The following is an 18266-nucleotide window of genomic DNA, read 5'->3' on the forward strand; positions in this document are numbered from 1 at the left end:
TATAATGACTTTAATAGAGTGTTTTAAAAATGATTGTCTAAAAATAGAACCTGAAATTATTGTTCAAAAATATTTATTGGAAGGATCCAGCTATTTTTTCGATAAAGAAGCTATTTTAGATGAATTTCAATTTAAAAAAGATATTTCACTAAGTCTGGGAGTTCACATTAGAGATATTGTTATTGTGGGGTCTGGAAAACTTGGTTTTAGTATAAAGCCCGACAAGGTTGAACCTGGTTATTTTCCTTTTAAAACATTTGATCAAGTTAAAAGATCTGATTTAGATATTGCAATAGTTTCAAATAAATTATTTGACGATCAATTGGTGAGACTCTATGAACATACTAGTCAATATATCAATAAAGAAATATGGAAAGAGAAAGGAGATAGAAATGCCCTTGCTAAGTATATTTTAAAAGGCTGGTTAAAACCTGATTTCATACCTAAAGAATTTAAGTTTTCTGATAATATACAAGAAGAATTAACTAAATATAAAATGAAATTTGGTAGAGATGTAAATATTGGTATTTATAAATCTTGGTATTTTTTTGAAAACTATCACATAAATAATATTAGAAATATTAATTTAAACCTAATCGCAAATGGTTAATTTAAAGGATAAAAAGTTAGAAGAAAGTATACCATCAAACGGTATAAAAATAATAGAGCTCTATAATAAGGTTGATAGTGGCTTATTAAATACAAGACCTAATTATCAAAGAAAACTTGTTTGGAAAAAACAACATAAATTTGCTTTTATTGATACAATTCTTCATAATTATCCATTTCCTGAAATTTATATTGCAAGTGCAGATATTGATGTAGAAAAAATGGTTGCTAAAGAAGTAATTGTAGATGGTCAGCAAAGGTTAACTACAATTGTGGAATATATTAAAGGAGAAGGAGATTTTTTAAATCAAAAAAAACTTACAGCGTTTAGAGATCTTTTATCAAATGAGAAAAAAGATTTTTTAAATTATAAAGTTTCAATTAAAGATTTAAAAGATATTGGTGATAATTTAGTGAAAGAAATTTTTCAACGCATAAATAGTACTGAATACTCTCTTAATACTGTAGAAAAAAATAATGCTAGATTTGGTGATGGTGAAATAGCTTTGTTTTGCAAGCAATTAATAGATTCAGAATATATTGCTTCAGAAAATGAAACGGATATCATTATAGAAAATGAAATAAAAAATGAAATAAATAACTTTTTTAGTGAGAAAAATATATTTACTCAAAATGATATAAAAAGAATGTATGATTTTCAGTATTTAATGCTAATTACTGCAACAATACTTGAGGGGAATTATTTTGGTAGAAGTAGTAAAATTGATGAATACCTTGATAAATTTAACAGTGAATTTAGTGAAAATAAGATTGTATTGAATCTATTACTTGACTCTTTAAGAGTTATTTTAAAATTAAATTTTTCTGATAAAAGCTATTGGTTTAATAAAGCTAATCTATTTACCCTAATAATTGAGATATCAAAAACTGACAAGACCAAATTAGATATAAGTAAATTAGAGTTAGAACTTTTAAACTTAGAAGACAAGGTTGACATATACTTTTCTGCAGACGCAGAAGAAGATCTTAAAGGGATTACAGAAGAAGAAAGAAAGTATTTTGAAATGGCAAGACACGGAAGTCATGAAAAATCATCAAGAGAACATCGAGCTATTGTTATATCCAATTTGATTAAAAAATCCACTATTAGTGATCAGCTTGAAGATAGCAACATTATATTTCAAAACATTAAGTATTTTAAAGAACAGAAATTAAATTTTTCTATTATCATACCAACAGAAACGGGATTAAATAAAGGTATTCTAGATGCTGTATCAGAAGTAAGGAACTTTTTAGCTATTGAAAAAATTCATGATTTCAAATCACAAGAATTAGGTCCTGATCATAAGGTAAAGAAAAAATGTTTATTTAACAAGGGGGAGAGTAATGTAGAATCTGAAGTTTCTTTGTATAGATCCAATGGGAGAGGAGATTATAGAATATGGTTTAGTTCATTAAATGAATTTGCAGAAGCAAATGATAAGTTAGCTTTAATAAATGAAAAAGGAATTATCAATGTTCTTAATTTCTCAAAAATAGATTACACAACAGAATTCAATTAAACGGTGATTTAGATTATGTTCACAATTGGCAACACATATGAAAGACCTGAACTTCTAAAATTTATTGGAAGTAAACAGCCTCAGTCAGGTATTCTTTGGAACAAAGAAGGTTCTGACACTATTATTGTTACAACTGGTGGACGACATACGAAAAGAGTAGGGTATAGTGATAATCTACAAACTGATGGTAGCTGGATTTATACAGGTCAGGGTGAAAAAGGGGATCAAAACCCTCATAGTTTTGCAAACTCTCTTTTAACAAATCTAGATAAAAAAGTATTATTATTTTCTACTCGTGAACCAAATGCTAATGAAGTCCGAGAACGTGGTAATCATAGAAAATTATACCAGTATGAAGGTTTATTTAAAGTAAATTCTTGGGAATTAGAGACTCAAAATGAAGGAGCAAGAAAAGGTGATAAATTATTAAAATATAAACTTAATCCTTTCGTTGAACTCAAAGAAGAATCAACTTCATCAATAGAGGACCCACTTAAAAATATTTTATTAGAACCTTCAGAGATTTATAATCTTCGGAAAAAAATATTGAAAGATAATAAAGGCCAAGTAAAAAAAACGGGAGAAGCAATATCTCCAAAAGAATATATAAAAAGATCTACTGATGTTAAAAAGTATGCTCTTTTAAGAGCAAATGGAAAATGTGAAAACTGTGAAAAAGATGCACCTTTTGTAAATTCCGATAATGTTCCTTTTTTAGAAGTTCACCACATTTTTAGTCTATCAGATGATGGTCCGGATCATCCAACAAATGTTGCTGCGATTTGCCCTAATTGCCATAGAGAAGCTCACTATGGAAAAAATAGTCAAATCTTAAAAGAAAAATTATCAAAAAAAATTGAAGATAAAGAAAGAGTAATTTAATCAGTTGGTGAACTAAGCCTCCCTATATCTAGTCAATTTGCTCCATCTTTTTATATTAGAATTGTAAACTTGAAATAGGTTAGTAAGAAGTACTTCTTTTCCAAGTTCATTCATTTTTTTAATTTCAGTAAAATCATTCTCGGGGATGTTATGGATAGATATGGTCCTATCGTTAACAACTATGTTTATAGAGAGGTCTTTAGAGTTAAATTTTACATTTATACTCTTTAATAAAACTATTCTATCCCAATTCTCGGGTTGTGATTTAATGATTTGATGAAGTGAATTACATTTAAATAAATGATCACAAAAATTACAGATGTTAGGTTCTGGACTTGCTAAATTATCTATACTCTCAGAGTTTATAATTTGGTTGGTTGTCTTTATTAAATTATCAATTTTTAAACCCTGTGTAATATATTCTTCTTCGGAACACCTGAATGAAAAAATTTCATTATTCCCCAATCCTTTAATAACTAATTCAATATTTTCTGCTTTAACTTTCTCTGTGTTATAAATAATATATCCATAAGTTTTTAATTGCTCGATATAAGTTTCTTTCACACTTACATTTACACCATCTTCAACTGTAAATATAATACCTGTTTTAAAATCTGTGATACGTATTTTATCATCACTTATTTCGTATAAATCAACAACTCCATAAACATTTTTAAAACGGACTTTCTTTTCCGGATAAACTATTCCATTAGTTAATAAAGCATAATTATTTAGAGTTTTTAAAGTATTTAGTTTTTTAGGATAATAAGATGACACCCAGTATTTAATGTATTCTAAAACATCAACATCTTTTTTATCAATATGAACTTTTTTACTTAATTCCAAAAAAGAAGCTTCCCACTTTCTATCAAATAATTTTAAGTCATAAGTTTCATTGTAATAGTTCTCTAAAACTTTGTGGATTAATGTGCCCATAAAGGAGTTAGGGTTAAACTCGTAAGTTTTCCCTTTCCCTCTTCTAGCATTGCTATCAAGAACAAATTTTAACCGACATTTTTCAAAGGCTCCAAGCATGCTTGGGCTTATTTGTTCAATGTTATTTAACAAATTTATTTATTTTTTATTACTGTTCTTTATCCATTTAAAAAACTCTTCATAGCACCAAGCCATTCTTCTATTTAAATTAAAGGTATCTGCAAAAAATATTCTATCAGCGTTTTCACATTCAGCTACAACTCTTGAAAGAGCAGTTGGATTTGGAAAACTTTTCGTATTCCAAAAAGGATGTGTAATTACGATATTAATATTTTTAAAAGTGATGATTGGAATATTATCAATAACCCTGTAATAACTTCGGTTTTCAATAATATCAATACCTAATGTCATAGCAAAATCTCTAGCATATTCATCTGCCGTTTCTGGCCAATCAGCAATTTCAATATAGTCCCAATTATCATCCAAACCAGAAACATAAGATTTGTCGGATAAAACTCTAATAAGGCCTACCGCCAATCTCCAATCTAAAATTCCATGATAATTTAAATTCCTATAATTCTTTAGGTCTTTATAGCAAGAATCTTTACAACTTTTTGCGTGTTCTTTATTAATAAAACTATAAGTATATCTGTTGTTAGGAGTTGGTTCTAAACACATTCTAAAGAACTCATCAATATTATTATGAAGATATTCAACAAAACCAGAACCATTAGGTAATTCATCTGATAAAACTATTCTGCCTGTGCTTCTTTCTGTAATGTCATCTAATTGCTGTTCCGTTATTGCAGCTAATTCAATCTCTTCTGGAGAAACATCTAACAAGTCTGCTAAACATCTTTGAAGTAAATATGCTGCAGAATGAAATGCTCCTTTAGAGCTAACTTTGTTTCCTATGTTAGTTGAATGAAAAGGGTTTATATCCAAAGAGAAATCTAGGTTTTCTGGATGTAATCTAATAACATTTGTTGTTTTTTGAGCTCCCAAGGATAACTTTTTACCAACTTGAGTGTCATCAGATAATTTGTTATTAACACTAGTTTTTTTTATAGCCTCATTAAAACCAAAACCTAATTTCTTTTTTAAACCTAAATCAAAAAGCTGATTTGTGAAAGTTGCATAATATTTATCTGTTGTTTGTAAAAAATTAAATTCTTCTCCACCATTTGTATTTAATCTCCATGTATAATCGCTAGGAGCAATTCCAACGATACAATTTCCTGTTTTTTTACCTTTGTCGTCAGGATTAATAGCTTCAGAAAACAATAATGGCTTAGAAGTGCTAATTTCTTGATCTACTTCTCTGTCCTGAGGCTCGGGACTCCAATCTGTTCTAAAAGCATTTGGTGAGACTACTAGATAAGCTCTTTCACAATTTTCGTCAATTTCACCGTGGTCCTCACCTTCAGTATAATCAAGTGTGCGTAAAATGTTATTTTGTGAATTTACAACAACCCAAATAGGGTTTTTATAGGCATTTTCATCAAAATAACGTGCTTTCCAAGCTCCTTTATCACTATAGTCTTTATATATTTCACTTATAGCTGGGCTCAACCCAATACTTGTATATATTCTTTTATCTTTTGTCTTTTGAGAACCTGGAGCAAAATCAAAAATAGCTCTTTCTATAGGCCTACTGATTGTTTTTGCTTCAAAGCTTGTTTCAGATTTTTTTTCAAACCCTAAAATCATATTTCTTAATCCAGTAGGCATACCTGACATAGGTAATATTCCTGAATCCGCTAAAGCTAATGATAAATCACCCGATGCATTTTCTTTTTGAATGTTAGAAAATTTGGTGTAGAATATTTCTTCAATCCAAAGTATAAAATCATCAATATTATATCCAAGATATAATTCATTGTTAACAAATAAATTAAGAGTTAAGGAGTCATAAATATCTTTCCAATTATCTTCAGAATCAATCCATGTTTTTAGATCATTAAATTTGTCATATTCTTCATTGAAGAAGTCTTCGATTTTACCAAACTCTCCATGTACAGAACCTGATGTCTCTAAATTTTCAAAATATTTTTGTAGAATACCTTTAATAACCATTCTATAAAGAATTTGATCTTGAGATTGACTTAAAAAGGGGACTGGTGAAAGATCTCCAGTCATTCTTTCAGGATTGTTGAAAAAATATTCATCATGACTTCTCCCTCTACAAAACGTTAGGGCAATATTAAATGCTTGACCTGCTCGACCTGCTCGACCTACTCTCTGTTGGTAATTAAATCGCATCGGAGACATGTTTCCTTGATAAACAGCTTGTAGAGATCCTATGTCAACACCCACTTCTAAAGTTGTGGTTACACTTAATAGATCAATTTCCTCTACTATTTTGTTGTCACCAGTTATAATCCCTTTAAAGAGACGTTGCCTTTCAAGTTGATTATCTGTTTGGCCTGTTAATTCCTCGCATCTCATTCTAATAATTTCATGATTATCCAACAATTGTTTAGCATAAAAGTTATTCTCTCTTGCGTCCTTTGTTGTTAAATTAGATGTTTTTGGTAAAGGCTTAAAACAAGATTTACAGATACCCGCTGAAGGGTGAAGATGGATTGTTTTACAATACCTGCATTCATGAATTTTTTCATTATCTTCTGCAAAATAAATTCTTAAAGCTTCTAAGTTTAAAATTCCGTCATAGTGATTATAATCATTGGTTAATGAATTCCATAAGGCATCTCCTAGTTGCTCATCATCTAAACCTAAACTAGATGCAACACTTTTTATATATTTTTTTTCAGGTCTTTTTTTACTAAGTTTTAAATAACTTAATACTGGACTATGAATATAATCAACGTATTTATGCTTAAAGTTATCCCCTAAAATTCTAGCTAAAGTATTTAAAGCTTGTTCATAAACCGAATCATTAATTAAATTAGGTAAGGGGTTCTTTATTTTAGTAGATACTTTAACCATTCCTAAAGCGGAAGATTCCATACTATAGAATAATCGTCCGAAAATAAAAGAACTTATTTCCTTATAAACAGGGATTCTTACGCCACTCATTAATTTTTCTTCAGAATGTGTACCAACAACTTTTCCTTTGTTTATTGTGGCTTTTTTCCAATCAAAGCAGTCTTTCCAATGTTCAGTACTTTCAGAATAATTCCCTTCTCGAACAACTAATCTTTCTCTTGAAGAAGCGGGCCCCGCAGGGTTAACACCTATTTTAACTAAACCAAAAATAATTTTATCAACTAAATCATCTAATTTGATAGTAGCCTGTTTAACGTCAGAAACAAATATTTTATCCTCTATTGTTGGTGGAAACATATCATCATGGAGGCCTTTATACGCTTTATTTATTCTTCCCGCGTATTCCTTGTCCATTTTTGATATTAGTAACCTCATAGAGTGTTTATCTCCGGCCTCCATTGAATTAAGTAATTCCTTAGCTGATATGATTTCATCACGCTGGCTTAATAATAATTCCTTAATTATTTGGTTATAATTCTCTTTTTCAATGTCATTAGAAAATCTAGCAGACTCTTCTCTACTATCTGAAAAAGCTACTAATTTTCTTCTTTGTTTTTGAGTATCTGGAATTGCAGTAAATAACTCTTTCGCTAATATTTGATTTGTTTTACCAAAACCAGTTCTAAATCCCCTGATAGGTGATTTTCTTTTCTTCCTATATTGGTAGTCAGCTGCACAACTGGGACAACTATGGGGTAATGCTGTACCTGCTTCGTCTGAGAGTTCTACACCTTTATTTGGATTAAAATATAACCCCTCAACAGTATTAGGCTTTTTATTAGAATAAAGTTTTCCATTATTAATTCCCAAAAACCTTTTCTCCCATAAATTTTCTTCTAATAATTCCGAAATAATTTCATCTCCCTCTAAATACTTTGGCCAAAAAACAGCGTAATCTAACTGTGTGCGTCTCTCTACCATTGCAGATTGTGATTTTTCTGGAATACTTTCAATTTCCGGTGGAGTTGTTATAATTTCATCCCAAAATGTTTTTTTATCGGTATATTTTATTTTAGTTCCGCCAACAAAGGTAGTACCACAGTTTTCACAATAAAGAGACTCATAAACTCTTTTTTTATCATGCTTTATTTTCGAAAACTCCAACAATTCATTAAATGGGTCTTCATTTCTGTCTTTACTTAATTTACCATCTTCATCGTTTTTTAATGTTGTCCAAAGTCCTTCTATATTCCTAATAAAAAAATGCATCCTGAATCTAGGTAAATTACACTTTATTCCTTTTCCATGTTTTGTATCGAAAAGGCCGCGTAACAAAAGAAGTCCTTTAATTGCCTTATAAATTTCTTCGTCTTTTTCTAAGTCACCAAATAATTGCCTTCCTAACGAGATAAATTGTTCTGTTTTGTCTTCATCATTTTCTTTATTGAAAACTGGAAATGGTCTAAATCTATAATCTTTTGCCCCCAAATCCTTTGACTTAAAAGCAAAAATTAATCTAGATTTTAAATTTTCATCTCTATTTACATTTGCTAATAGTTGAGGAATTCCTTCATTAGTGCCACATTGCAACCATTCCTCTACTTTATTGGATAACTGATCAATAAAAGCCTCTTCATCTGAAGTTGATATTTCAGAAGATAATTCAGCTATTTTAGTAAACGTTGATGGGTCAATAGGCTCCTTAACTTCTTTTGGTAATTTATAGGTTCCGCCAATTACTTGCATCTCTTTATTAATACCAAAAAAACCTTTAAGAAATGACTGACTATCCTCATATTCCTGACTTCCTTCTTGACCGTCCAATGAAGCTGAAGAAGCTAAAAATCTTACTTTAGGAGAAGAGGGATCTAAATCTAGTCTGGAATATAAAAGTCTTAACAAATATGATATTTCAGTACCAGGAGTACCACGATATAAGTGAAGTTCATCAATAACTATATGAAAAATTCTTTCTTCTTTCTCTTTCTCAATTTGCTCTGTGCTTAAGTTGTTTAAATCCCAATCAGTTCTACATTCTAACCATTTTTTAGTCTCTTCAAGCATACCGCTTTCTATCGCTCTCATGAGAACAATACTAAGCATTGAAAAGTTAGTAATTAATATATCCGGAGGGGTTTCATGCATATCAAAACGTGACCTCATTTCTGCCCCATCCAATCTTTGGAAATTAGTTTTTAATTCTATTTTTTTATCGTCGGATAGATTTTGACCTTCACCCGATGATAAATAAGTTTCTATTTCATTAAATGTAGTTTCAATATTTTCAAGTTGTTTTTTTAACTGAGACCACTTCGATTTATTTTTTACAATTTCACCTTCATCATTCATTTTAGAAAGACTCCCTGAAACAGGTGTTGTACTATTGTATCTACCAAAAAATATCCGATTCCCATTTAAATGATCATCACAGAATTCACGAATGTTATCATTGTCTAAGGTCATTCTTAACCTAGTAAGCTGATCTTCTACAAGTGCATTCATAGGGTAAACAATTAATGCCTTCATTACTTGTGGACGATTTTCATTAGAACGCTGTAATACTCGATCACTTAACTTGGCAACAGTTCCATCAATCAATATATTAGTTGGTCCCTGCCTATAGGAATGAGGTCCAATTTCATTAACACTTGCAGGAGAGTGAATATATTTTGATAAATCTTTTAGTAAATATGCTACAAGTGGAAGTAAAAAGGCTTCTGTTTTACCTGATCCAGTTCCAGATGTTATTACACAATTATTGCCTTTTAATGCTGACTTAAGCATTCTGTACTGATGCTCGTATAAAGGGAAATCACCAGTAAATAAACCTTTAGAGACAAATCCTTTAAAAAGATCAACATCTTTTTTGGAGAAACCATACAGATCTTGTTCTGTTAAATTTTTAATCTCTTTGTCTTTGGCACTTTTATATTCAAGAAGAGGCTCAATCCAAGGCTGCCTATATAATACTTTGTCAGTGTTTAGTAATTCTTCTCTATTGATTTCAAATTCATCATAACGAGTACCGAATGCCGTTTTTATATATGAAATATAACCTTCTTTTACTTTTTCAAAAATGCCTAATGGATTTATCATTGCTAATTTATTATAGTAGTCTTTTGGTTTAATTTATCTTCTATTATTTTGATAATATCATCATGGATATTTTGATATTTTCTATATGCCTTTTTATCTACCCATTCTATGACGGGAATTTGTGCGTTGATCAGTATTAACCCTCTCTCAATCCAAAATGGTAGGCTAATATTTAAGGGTACATAAAAATTAGAAACTGGATTTATTTTATGTCGTTCTGCTAAAAAAATGTTTTTTTTCATTAATTTAAAACTAGCTAAAGCATAATTATCCAATACTTTGACTTCAAACTCATCCTTATAAACATGAATAATCTGTCTGTCCTTAAATCCATCATACCTTATTAGTACTGGCGATTCCATGTCACTAACATTTCTATTAGTTTCTCTCCATAAATAATTTTCAGGATCAAATACTAGTTTTCTATGATGATCCGTTTTATAATCTAATTTTGTTTTTAAATAGTCGTCAAATTCTTCTACGGATCTCTGCGTGTAGAAACAGGCTAATTGGTATATAGAATAACTCGTATTATATGGATTCTCAATATTATTAATAAATTTAATACCTACTCTTGTGGCTAAGGTTTTAAATTTATCTAGATTACCTAATTTGTCATAGATTTCAATCTTAGCTGGCAATATGTTTTTGTACTTCTCATTGTGATCTGATAATTTAACTATCAGATTTAGTTCACTACAAACCTCGAGTAATTTATTTATAAATAATTGATTTCGGAAACCTGTTAAGAATGCTTTTAAACCTTTTTCAGTTTCAATAAATAATAAAGTTGAGGGAGATACTTTTATTTTACTCCCATAAGATTCAAAATTTATGTAACCTAAATCTTTCCAATAATGCATTATTCTTTTACTGAATTTCGTGTCGATTTCTGGATTTAACTCTCTAATTAACAGTGGTAATTTATAAGTATCAATATTATTTACTATGGCCAAATAATTCAATAATTTTTCAGCATTTTGTTTTTGAGTATAGGTATTGCTAGGGTTATTTCTTGTAAGGTAATCTCTAACACTTGGTTTGAATACTTTCCATAATTTATTATGCCAGGTGTTAAAGTCTACTGTGTCAAAGTCTTTTTTATTAAAGTCATTAGGAATATCAAATATATCATTATCTTGAATTTCTCGATCTTTTTTATTTAGTCCATCTTCATCTTTTGAGTATGGTCGACTAATGTTATTTAAGGTTCTGGATTTAATACCCTCAATTGAAAATGAAAAATGACTTTTTATACCTGAAGTTTTCTCATAAATATGGAACTGAGTGTTTTCTTGAATACTATTACCAAGTAGAAATACAGCTTCTGATTTGTTCGGTTCTTTAATTAATTCCCATTCCTGACCACTTATTTGACACTTTGCAATTAATTGTGGGTTAGCGACAGGTCCAGAATATTTAAACATGTTGTCAAATTCTTTTAAAATCACTCTTCTACGATCAACTAAAAAACTTCCAATGAGTTCAATTTTACCTTCGATCTCCTGACTAAATCCAAGTATATTAGTTAGTTTTTTAAATTGAAATTCTTTTAAGTTATCAAATTCAAGAAAATTGTAATCCAGCCAAGGTGTTTCATAAACTTCAATATCAGAATCAATTGTATTTTGAATTGAATTAACTATTTCTGCTGTAACAAGTATAAGGATATTTTGAGCATTTGTTGGAGTCACGACTTCAACCCATTCCTCTAAATCTCTATTTAGAATTAACCATTTAAATTTATGTTTAATTGAATATCTTTGATTCTCTCCTTTAATTAAAATAGTACTGTCTTGATTTGGAGCCCAATTAAAGAATATTTTTTTTGAATATTCTTTATATTCGTGTTCAATTTTTATAAATGAATCTTGATACTCAATAACGTCTTCTTCTAGTTCAGACGAAAAAGCTCGAAAATAAATATTATTGATATCTATTTGATTATCCCATTGTGGTGTTTCTTTTAAGCAAAATAGTATTGGGATAGATGGTTTTCGAATAGTTCCGGAATTAGATGATATTAATGAATCAACAAAGTTAGTCTGATAATAATCATTGATAAGTTTTACAATATTTTCCTTTAGTTCCGATTCCTCTTTTAGGTATTCAATAACTTTTTTTGAATTGCTAATCTTATGTTTATACTCTTTAAATATTTCTAACCATTTTTCAGAAGTAATTTCTTCTTTTGGTACTATTCCAGTTTCAACTAAAACATCGAATAATTGCTCAAAATGACGTGAATTAAATAATCCATGACGTTCGAGTCTTGATACAAATTTTCTTTTAGAACTAATTGGGTCTTTCATTTTAAAGTACCCTAAACTCTTGGATTTGTAGTTTTTTGACCAATCTTCTAAATCTTTCCAAGATAGTTCTAGAATATTTTTTGCAAAAGAAGTGTCAATTTTTTTCCATTTCTTTTTAAATCTTTTTTCACCAATATCATTTATTCTATTATATACGTTTGATATATTTAAATCATCATTTTTTGATTCAGATAGACTCAAAATTAAATAGATTAATAGTCCGAAATATTCAGGAAAAGCTTTTCTTAGATGTCTCCCGTTTATTTCTCTGGGTATACTTGAATTATAAAATTCCTCAAATTTATCCTTAAAAGATTTAGATCTTAAACTCCTTTCTATAGACAATTCAAAATCAGAGTAGGTAAATTTAGTCTCCGATATTTCTTCGAATAATTCTCTAGTAACGAGAAAACACTGAATTTCTTTTCCTTTATTTTTTGAGTTGAAGAAATACTCTAAGAGCAGTTTGTTCCACTTTTTATAATTAAAAATATAAGTTTCTGTTTCATTATCTTCGTCCTCAATTCTGATATAATCAGAAGAATTAATTAAAAAATCACTTTCTTCTTCTTGACTTGAATAAGTTTGAGGTTGATCTTTAATTAGAATCTCTTCAAAAGGTATTGCTATTTGAAAATCCCTATTTAATTCAAGTTCATTCCAAACCTGCACACTTAATTTATTCATGTTTCCATGACTATAATTTCCAGATCTTTCTAAATTTCGAAACATTAAAGTTTGTGCTTCAGTTGAACGAACTGTTCTACCTAACTTTTCAGCTAAAAATTGTATTTCAGGATTGTATTCATGTAATCCAATCCCATTAAGTTTTTTATAAAGGTGATAAACTTGAATTATTTCTTGTTTAGTCCATCTTTGGCCAGTCTTCAAATTTTTTTCACCTCCTTCTATGCGTATATATGACATATATATATATTCTACTTTATAGAAGATTTACCTATTAAATCTTCTCTTAAATTAGTTCGTAGTTTTCGTATTATCTTAGAGTGTCGAAAAATATAATAAATGAAATGTTTTCTTTTACTGATTCCCGTAATTGGTAGAAAAAACATCTATTTTTAACAATTTCATAATAAAGATATCTTAACTATTGTTTGTATAGTTTTTGAGGAGTAGAATAGTTTTAAAGTCTACGATTATAATCTTTACCATTTTTTAAGTAAATGTAAATAAATAATAAGAAATTACTTCTTTTTTGTTGTTTATATTTAGGAAAGTGTAGCAGATGTGTTCGTGGATTTTAAATCGGATATTTCAGAAAATTTATTTAATACTGTATTTATAAGAAATATTAATAATTATCGTTAATGGAGCCTTTTTTAAAATCACATCAATTAGGACTCCTTATCGTAACAAGCTTTAATAAAAAACACTCCAAATATTTATAACATAATTATTGAAACATATTCACAAATAGTGAAGTATGGAGTAAAAATGTGAAAGAGTTTTTTTAAAACGAGAGAAAATATGGTGATTAATAAAGTAAAGGATAGATAACTTTCTGTTATTTATTTTTATAGAGTGTTATCTCTGGATTCATAGAGTGTAATCTCGGGATTATTTGTTGTTTTGTGATATTTTTATTCTTTTTACCTGTACAAGTAATTACCATTTAATGGTTTATTTTTCTTTATAGTAGTGTAATCTCGGAATATGCAGAGTGTTATCTCTGGATTTAAAAAAGGTGTTAGTGAAATAACTAATACCCTATCTAAGAATGTTTTTGATACTGTTTTGATACCGAATTTTATAATATATTTATAAAACACTGTTAATAAGTGTTTTATTTAATTCTCACACATACCAAGTGGGACCACATTTAATAGCAAGCCTTTACAGAGATGTAGAGGCTTTTTTTTTGTCTAATTCTTTATATTGTTTGGGTAAATCCAAAGGTTGTTGTAGTTTAGAATTACGAAAAAAAGTTATTAGATTAAGCTTACTGTAAAAACGAAAAAAAGGCGCATTGTTAAATGCACCTTTTTAAAATATGATAATAAAGTATTTTTGTTTTAGAATCCTTGAGCAATTTTGTCTAATTCAACACTATTTAATATTGAGATATCCTTTCCTTTAAATTCAATAATATTCTTCTTTTTTAACTCAGAAAGTAAGCGGATTGCAGACTCTGTGGCTGTTCCTATAATATTAGCAATGTCTTCTCTAGAAAGGTGAATGTCTATTGTGCCTTCTCTGTTTGTGCCAAATTTTTTATGTAGATTTAGAAGTGTTTCGGCTAAACGTTGCTTTACGGTCTTTTGAGCCATATCTACAATAACATTATCAGCTTGCTTTAAGGTTTGTGCCATATCTTTAAGCACATTCATGGTAAAGTTTGGGTTTTTAGATAGATCCTTTAAAATTTCTTCTTTAGGAATAAAACAGACTTGCATGTCATTTAAGGCAACTGCTTTAAGATTAGATGCTTCGTCGGATATTAAACTTCTTTCTCCTAATAAGTCTCCTTTGGTAACCAAACTAATAATTTGATTTCTACCATTTTCACTCATTTTAGAAACCTTGCAAACACCGTCCTTAATACAAAAAACACCTTTTAATCGCTCGCCTTCCTCAAAAATAGCCTCACCTTTTTTTATAACTTTAGTTGTTTTACAGTTAGAAATCTTAACCAACTCTTCTTTAGTTAAGTGTTGTAAGGAATTAAATTGACGAATAATACATTGCTCGCATTTACTCATAATGACTAATGGTATTTGAGAGTCAAAGATATTAAAAATGTGATATATATCATGTTCTAAAACATGATTCTTATCGTAAATTTGCAAAAGGCAAAAGAGTAAATATGAAATCTACACAATGTTATCACTGTGGTGATTCTTGTGATGATAATTTAATAAAGTTCGATGAAAAGAGTTTCTGTTGCAATGGTTGTAAAACTGTTTATGAAATTTTTTCTGAAAACGATTTAACTTGTTATTACAATTTTCAAGACAATCCAGGAGCAATCCCATCTGAAATTCAAGGAAAATATGATTTTCTAGATACAACAGAAATAGCGGAGAAATTATTAGATTTTAATGATGGCAATACGCAGATTGCAACGCTTTATATACCCCATATTCATTGCAGCTCTTGCATTTGGATATTAGAAAACTTACACAAATTAAATGATAAAATATCTTCGTCTCAAGTAGATTTTCCGAAGAAGCAAGTAAGGGTTACTTTTAATTCTGAGAAAACCACTTTAAAAGAAATTGTTCTTTTAATAAGCTCTATTGGTTATGAACCTTACATTAGTTTAGATGATTATGAAGGCGGCAAAAAAGCTGTAGACAGAAGTCTAATTTATAAATTAGGGATTGCAGGTTTTGCATTCGGAAACGTTATGTTTTTGTCTTTTCCGGAATATTTTGAAGTAGATGGTTTTTGGATTGAGAAATATAAAACGCTCTTTAGGTGGTTAATGTTTGCTTTTTCTTTACCAGTTGTTTTTTATGCAGGACAAGGTTATTTTGTTTCTGCTTTCAAAGGGTTGCGGTCAAAAATTTTAAATATTGATGTTCCTATTGCGCTGGGTGTTTTAGTGCTATTTATTAGGAGTACTGTAGAGATTATTTTCGATCTAGGAACTGGTTTTTTCGACAGTTTAACTGGGTTGGTTTTCTTCCTTTTGTTAGGGAAATTTTTTCAGCAGAAAACGTACAATTTCTTGTCTTTTGAACGAGATTATAAATCTTATTTTCCTATTGCAGTTACGCGTATAACTTCTAAAGGAAAAGAAGAAAATGTGGCTATTTATGATATTGAAAAAGGAGATAGGTTACTTATTAGAAACCAAGAATTAATTCCTACGGATGGTATTCTTATCAACGGAACTGCAGATATTGATTATAGTTTTGTTACCGGAGAAGCGGAGCCTGTTTCTAAAAAATCTGGAGACAAATTGTTTGCTGGTGGTAAGCAGCTTTCAGGAGTGATAGAAATGGAAGTTTTAGCTTCTGTTTCTCAAAGTTATTTAACGCAATTATGGAGCAATGATGTGTTTAATAAAGATAATAAATCACCTTTTAAAACCATTACAGATACAATTAGTAAGAATTTTACAATACTAGTTTTACTCGTTGCTTTCTTGTCTACTAGTTTTTGGTTGTTTTATGATGCAAGCAAAGCATTAAATGTGTTTACTGCTGTTTTAATCATAGCATGTCCTTGTGCAATTGCTTTAGCAGCACCATTTACTTTAGGGAATATGCTACGTATTTTTGGTAGAGAAAAATTCTATTTAAAAAATGCAACGGTTGTAGAGCAATTGGCAGCTATAGATTCTATTATTTTTGATAAAACAGGTACGTTAACCACACATAAAGAGAATACGATTTCTTACGACGGGGTTGAATTAAATAATCAAGAGAAAAGTGTTTTAAAAAGTTCATTAAGGGCTTCTAATCATCCGTTAAGTAGAACATTGTATAACAGTTTAGGGGAAGTAGAAGTACTTGCTATTTCTGATTTTAAAGAAATTGTAGGAAAAGGTATTGAAGTAGGTTGTAAAGATGTAAAATTAAAATTAGGCTCTTCTTCTTATGTGAAAAATACAGATGATGCCTCTGCTTTAGATACCTCTGTATATGTTAGTTTTAATGAGGTTTACAAAGGGAAATTCACTTTTAAAAACTCTTACAGAGAAGGGGTGAAGCCGTTATTCGAATCTTTAAAAAAGGGATATGACTTAGCTGTTGTTTCTGGAGATAATGAAGGTGAGAGAGTTTATTTAGAAGAAAATTTACCCAAAGGAACCAATTTGTTATTCAATCAAAAACCAGAAGACAAGTTAGAAGTCGTTGCAGATCTTCAGAAAAAACATCAAAAAGTAATGATGATTGGAGATGGTTTAAATGATGCAGGGGCTTTGGCAAAAAGTGATGTTGGTATTGCGTTATCAGAAAATATTAATGTGTTTTCTCCTGCTTGTGATGGAATTTTAGATGCATCAAAATTTAATAAAATAGGAGCCTATATATTGGCTTCTAAAAAAGCGATTAAAGTTATTAAATACAGTTTTATACTGTCTCTATGTTATAATGTAATAGGATTGTATTTTGCTGTAACGGGACAATTAATACCTGTAATGGCAGCAATTTTAATGCCTTTAAGTTCTATAAGTATTGTGGTTTTTACAACAATTTCTACCAATTTAATCGGAAATAAAATAAAATAATTATGAGTGTTCATATCGAAGCAAAAAAAGGAGAAATAGCAGAAACAGTTTTGTTGCCAGGAGATCCTATGAGAGCCAAATGGATTGCAGATACTTTTTTAAAAGATGTTAAGCAATACAATGATGTGAGAGGTATGTTGGGTTTTACGGGTACTTATAATGATAAAAAGGTATCTGTGCAAGGAACAGGAATGGGAATTCCATCAACCTTAATTTATTGTACAGAATTAATTACAGAATACGGTGTTAAAAATTTGATTAGAGTAGGTTCTGCAGGCTCTTATCAGAAAGATGTAAAAATAAGAGATATTGTTTTGGCAATGTCAGCTTCTACTAATTCGGGTTTAAATACCATCCGTTTTAACGGAGCAGATTATGCGCCAACCGCAAGTTTTAAATTATTTCAGAAAGCAATAGAAGTTGCAAAAGAAAAAAATATAACTGTAAATGCTGGAGGGGTTTTAAGTTCAGATGAATTTTACGCTGATGAATTTGATAGTTATAAAAAATGGGCAGATTATGGTGTTTTATGTGTAGAAATGGAAACGGCAGGTTTATACACGGTAGCAGCAAAACACAATGTAAATGCATTGTCTATTTTAACAATATCAGATAGTTTGGTCACTAAAGAAAGAACTACCGCAGAAGAGAGAGAGCAAACGTTTAAAGAGATGATAGAAATTGCTTTAGAATTAGCATAAGATAGTAAATGTTTCCTCGAGCGCAGTCGAGAGGTTAATTAGGTCTCGACTGCGCTCG

At 29.6% G+C, this 18266-nt stretch carries 9 protein-coding genes; 5 read left to right on the forward strand and 4 right to left on the reverse strand.

Annotated features, from left to right (window positions below; translation table 11 throughout):
- Positions 1–4 precede the first annotated feature (4 nt).
- From GQS57_RS07975 to GQS57_RS07985, 3 genes are read left to right on the forward strand one after another with little or no spacing between them, the layout of a single operon-like run.
- The gene (locus tag GQS57_RS07975) at positions 5–610 is read left to right on the forward strand and encodes a hypothetical protein (protein ID WP_165732216.1); all 606 of its coding nucleotides are present in this window, start codon (positions 5–7) and stop codon (positions 608–610) included.
- A complete protein-coding gene (locus tag GQS57_RS07980; RefSeq protein ID WP_165732218.1) occupies positions 603–2132 on the forward strand; it encodes a DUF262 domain-containing protein in 1530 nt (509 codons plus the stop codon). Before GQS57_RS07975 ends, GQS57_RS07980 begins: the two co-directional genes overlap by 8 nt.
- 15 nt (positions 2133–2147) lie before the next feature.
- Positions 2148–3014, forward strand: a complete 867-nt coding sequence (locus tag GQS57_RS07985; protein ID WP_165732220.1) for an HNH endonuclease — start codon at positions 2148–2150, stop codon at positions 3012–3014.
- Positions 3015–3026: 12 nt separating this feature from the next.
- Here the strand turns inward: GQS57_RS07985 and GQS57_RS07990 are convergent, their stop codons facing one another.
- The 4 genes from GQS57_RS07990 to GQS57_RS08005 form a co-directional block, all read right to left on the reverse strand.
- Positions 3027–4082, reverse strand: a complete 1056-nt coding sequence (locus tag GQS57_RS07990) for a PD-(D/E)XK nuclease family protein (protein ID WP_165732222.1) — start codon at positions 4080–4082, stop codon at positions 3027–3029.
- 6 nt (positions 4083–4088) lie between these two features.
- A complete protein-coding gene (locus GQS57_RS07995; RefSeq protein WP_165732224.1) occupies positions 4089–9995 on the reverse strand; it encodes a DEAD/DEAH box helicase in 5907 nt (1968 codons plus the stop codon).
- Between the two features lie 2 nt (positions 9996–9997).
- Positions 9998–13234: a hypothetical protein gene (locus GQS57_RS08000; protein WP_165732226.1), complete on the reverse strand. Its 3237-nt coding sequence runs from the start codon at positions 13232–13234 to the stop codon at positions 9998–10000.
- A 1106-nt stretch (positions 13235–14340) separates the two neighbouring features.
- Complete coding sequence (locus tag GQS57_RS08005) at positions 14341–15027, reverse strand: Crp/Fnr family transcriptional regulator (RefSeq protein WP_165732229.1); 687 nt, start codon at positions 15025–15027, stop codon at positions 14341–14343.
- A 104-nt stretch (positions 15028–15131) separates the two neighbouring features.
- Between GQS57_RS08005 and GQS57_RS08010 the strand changes: the two genes are divergently transcribed.
- Both GQS57_RS08010 and deoD read left to right on the forward strand, forming a co-directional pair.
- The gene (locus GQS57_RS08010) at positions 15132–17507 is read left to right on the forward strand and encodes a heavy metal translocating P-type ATPase metal-binding domain-containing protein (protein ID WP_165732231.1); all 2376 of its coding nucleotides are present in this window, start codon (positions 15132–15134) and stop codon (positions 17505–17507) included.
- Between the two features lie 2 nt (positions 17508–17509).
- Complete coding sequence (deoD, locus tag GQS57_RS08015) at positions 17510–18208, forward strand: purine-nucleoside phosphorylase (protein WP_165732233.1); 699 nt, start codon at positions 17510–17512, stop codon at positions 18206–18208.
- The last annotated feature ends 58 nt before the right edge of the window (positions 18209–18266 follow it).

Source organism: Polaribacter sp. 20A6 (assembly GCF_011378915.1).
GTDB lineage: Bacteria > Bacteroidota > Bacteroidia > Flavobacteriales > Flavobacteriaceae > Polaribacter > Polaribacter sejongensis.

Coding starts and splice junctions, on each gene's coding strand:
- GQS57_RS07975 (WP_165732216.1), top strand. CDS start 5: ATGACTTTAATAGAGTGTTTTAAAAATGATTGTCTAAAAATAGAACCT.
- GQS57_RS07980 (WP_165732218.1), top strand. CDS start 603: ATGGTTAATTTAAAGGATAAAAAGTTAGAAGAAAGTATACCATCAAAC.
- deoD (WP_165732233.1), top strand. CDS start 17,510: ATGAGTGTTCATATCGAAGCAAAAAAAGGAGAAATAGCAGAAACAGTT.
- GQS57_RS07995 (WP_165732224.1), bottom strand. CDS start 9,995: ATGATAAATCCATTAGGCATTTTTGAAAAAGTAAAAGAAGGTTATATT.
- GQS57_RS08000 (WP_165732226.1), bottom strand. CDS start 13,234: ATGTCATATATACGCATAGAAGGAGGTGAAAAAAATTTGAAGACTGGC.
- GQS57_RS08005 (WP_165732229.1), bottom strand. CDS start 15,027: ATGAGTAAATGCGAGCAATGTATTATTCGTCAATTTAATTCCTTACAA.
- GQS57_RS07985 (WP_165732220.1), top strand. CDS start 2,148: ATGTTCACAATTGGCAACACATATGAAAGACCTGAACTTCTAAAATTT.
- GQS57_RS08010 (WP_165732231.1), top strand. CDS start 15,132: ATGAAATCTACACAATGTTATCACTGTGGTGATTCTTGTGATGATAAT.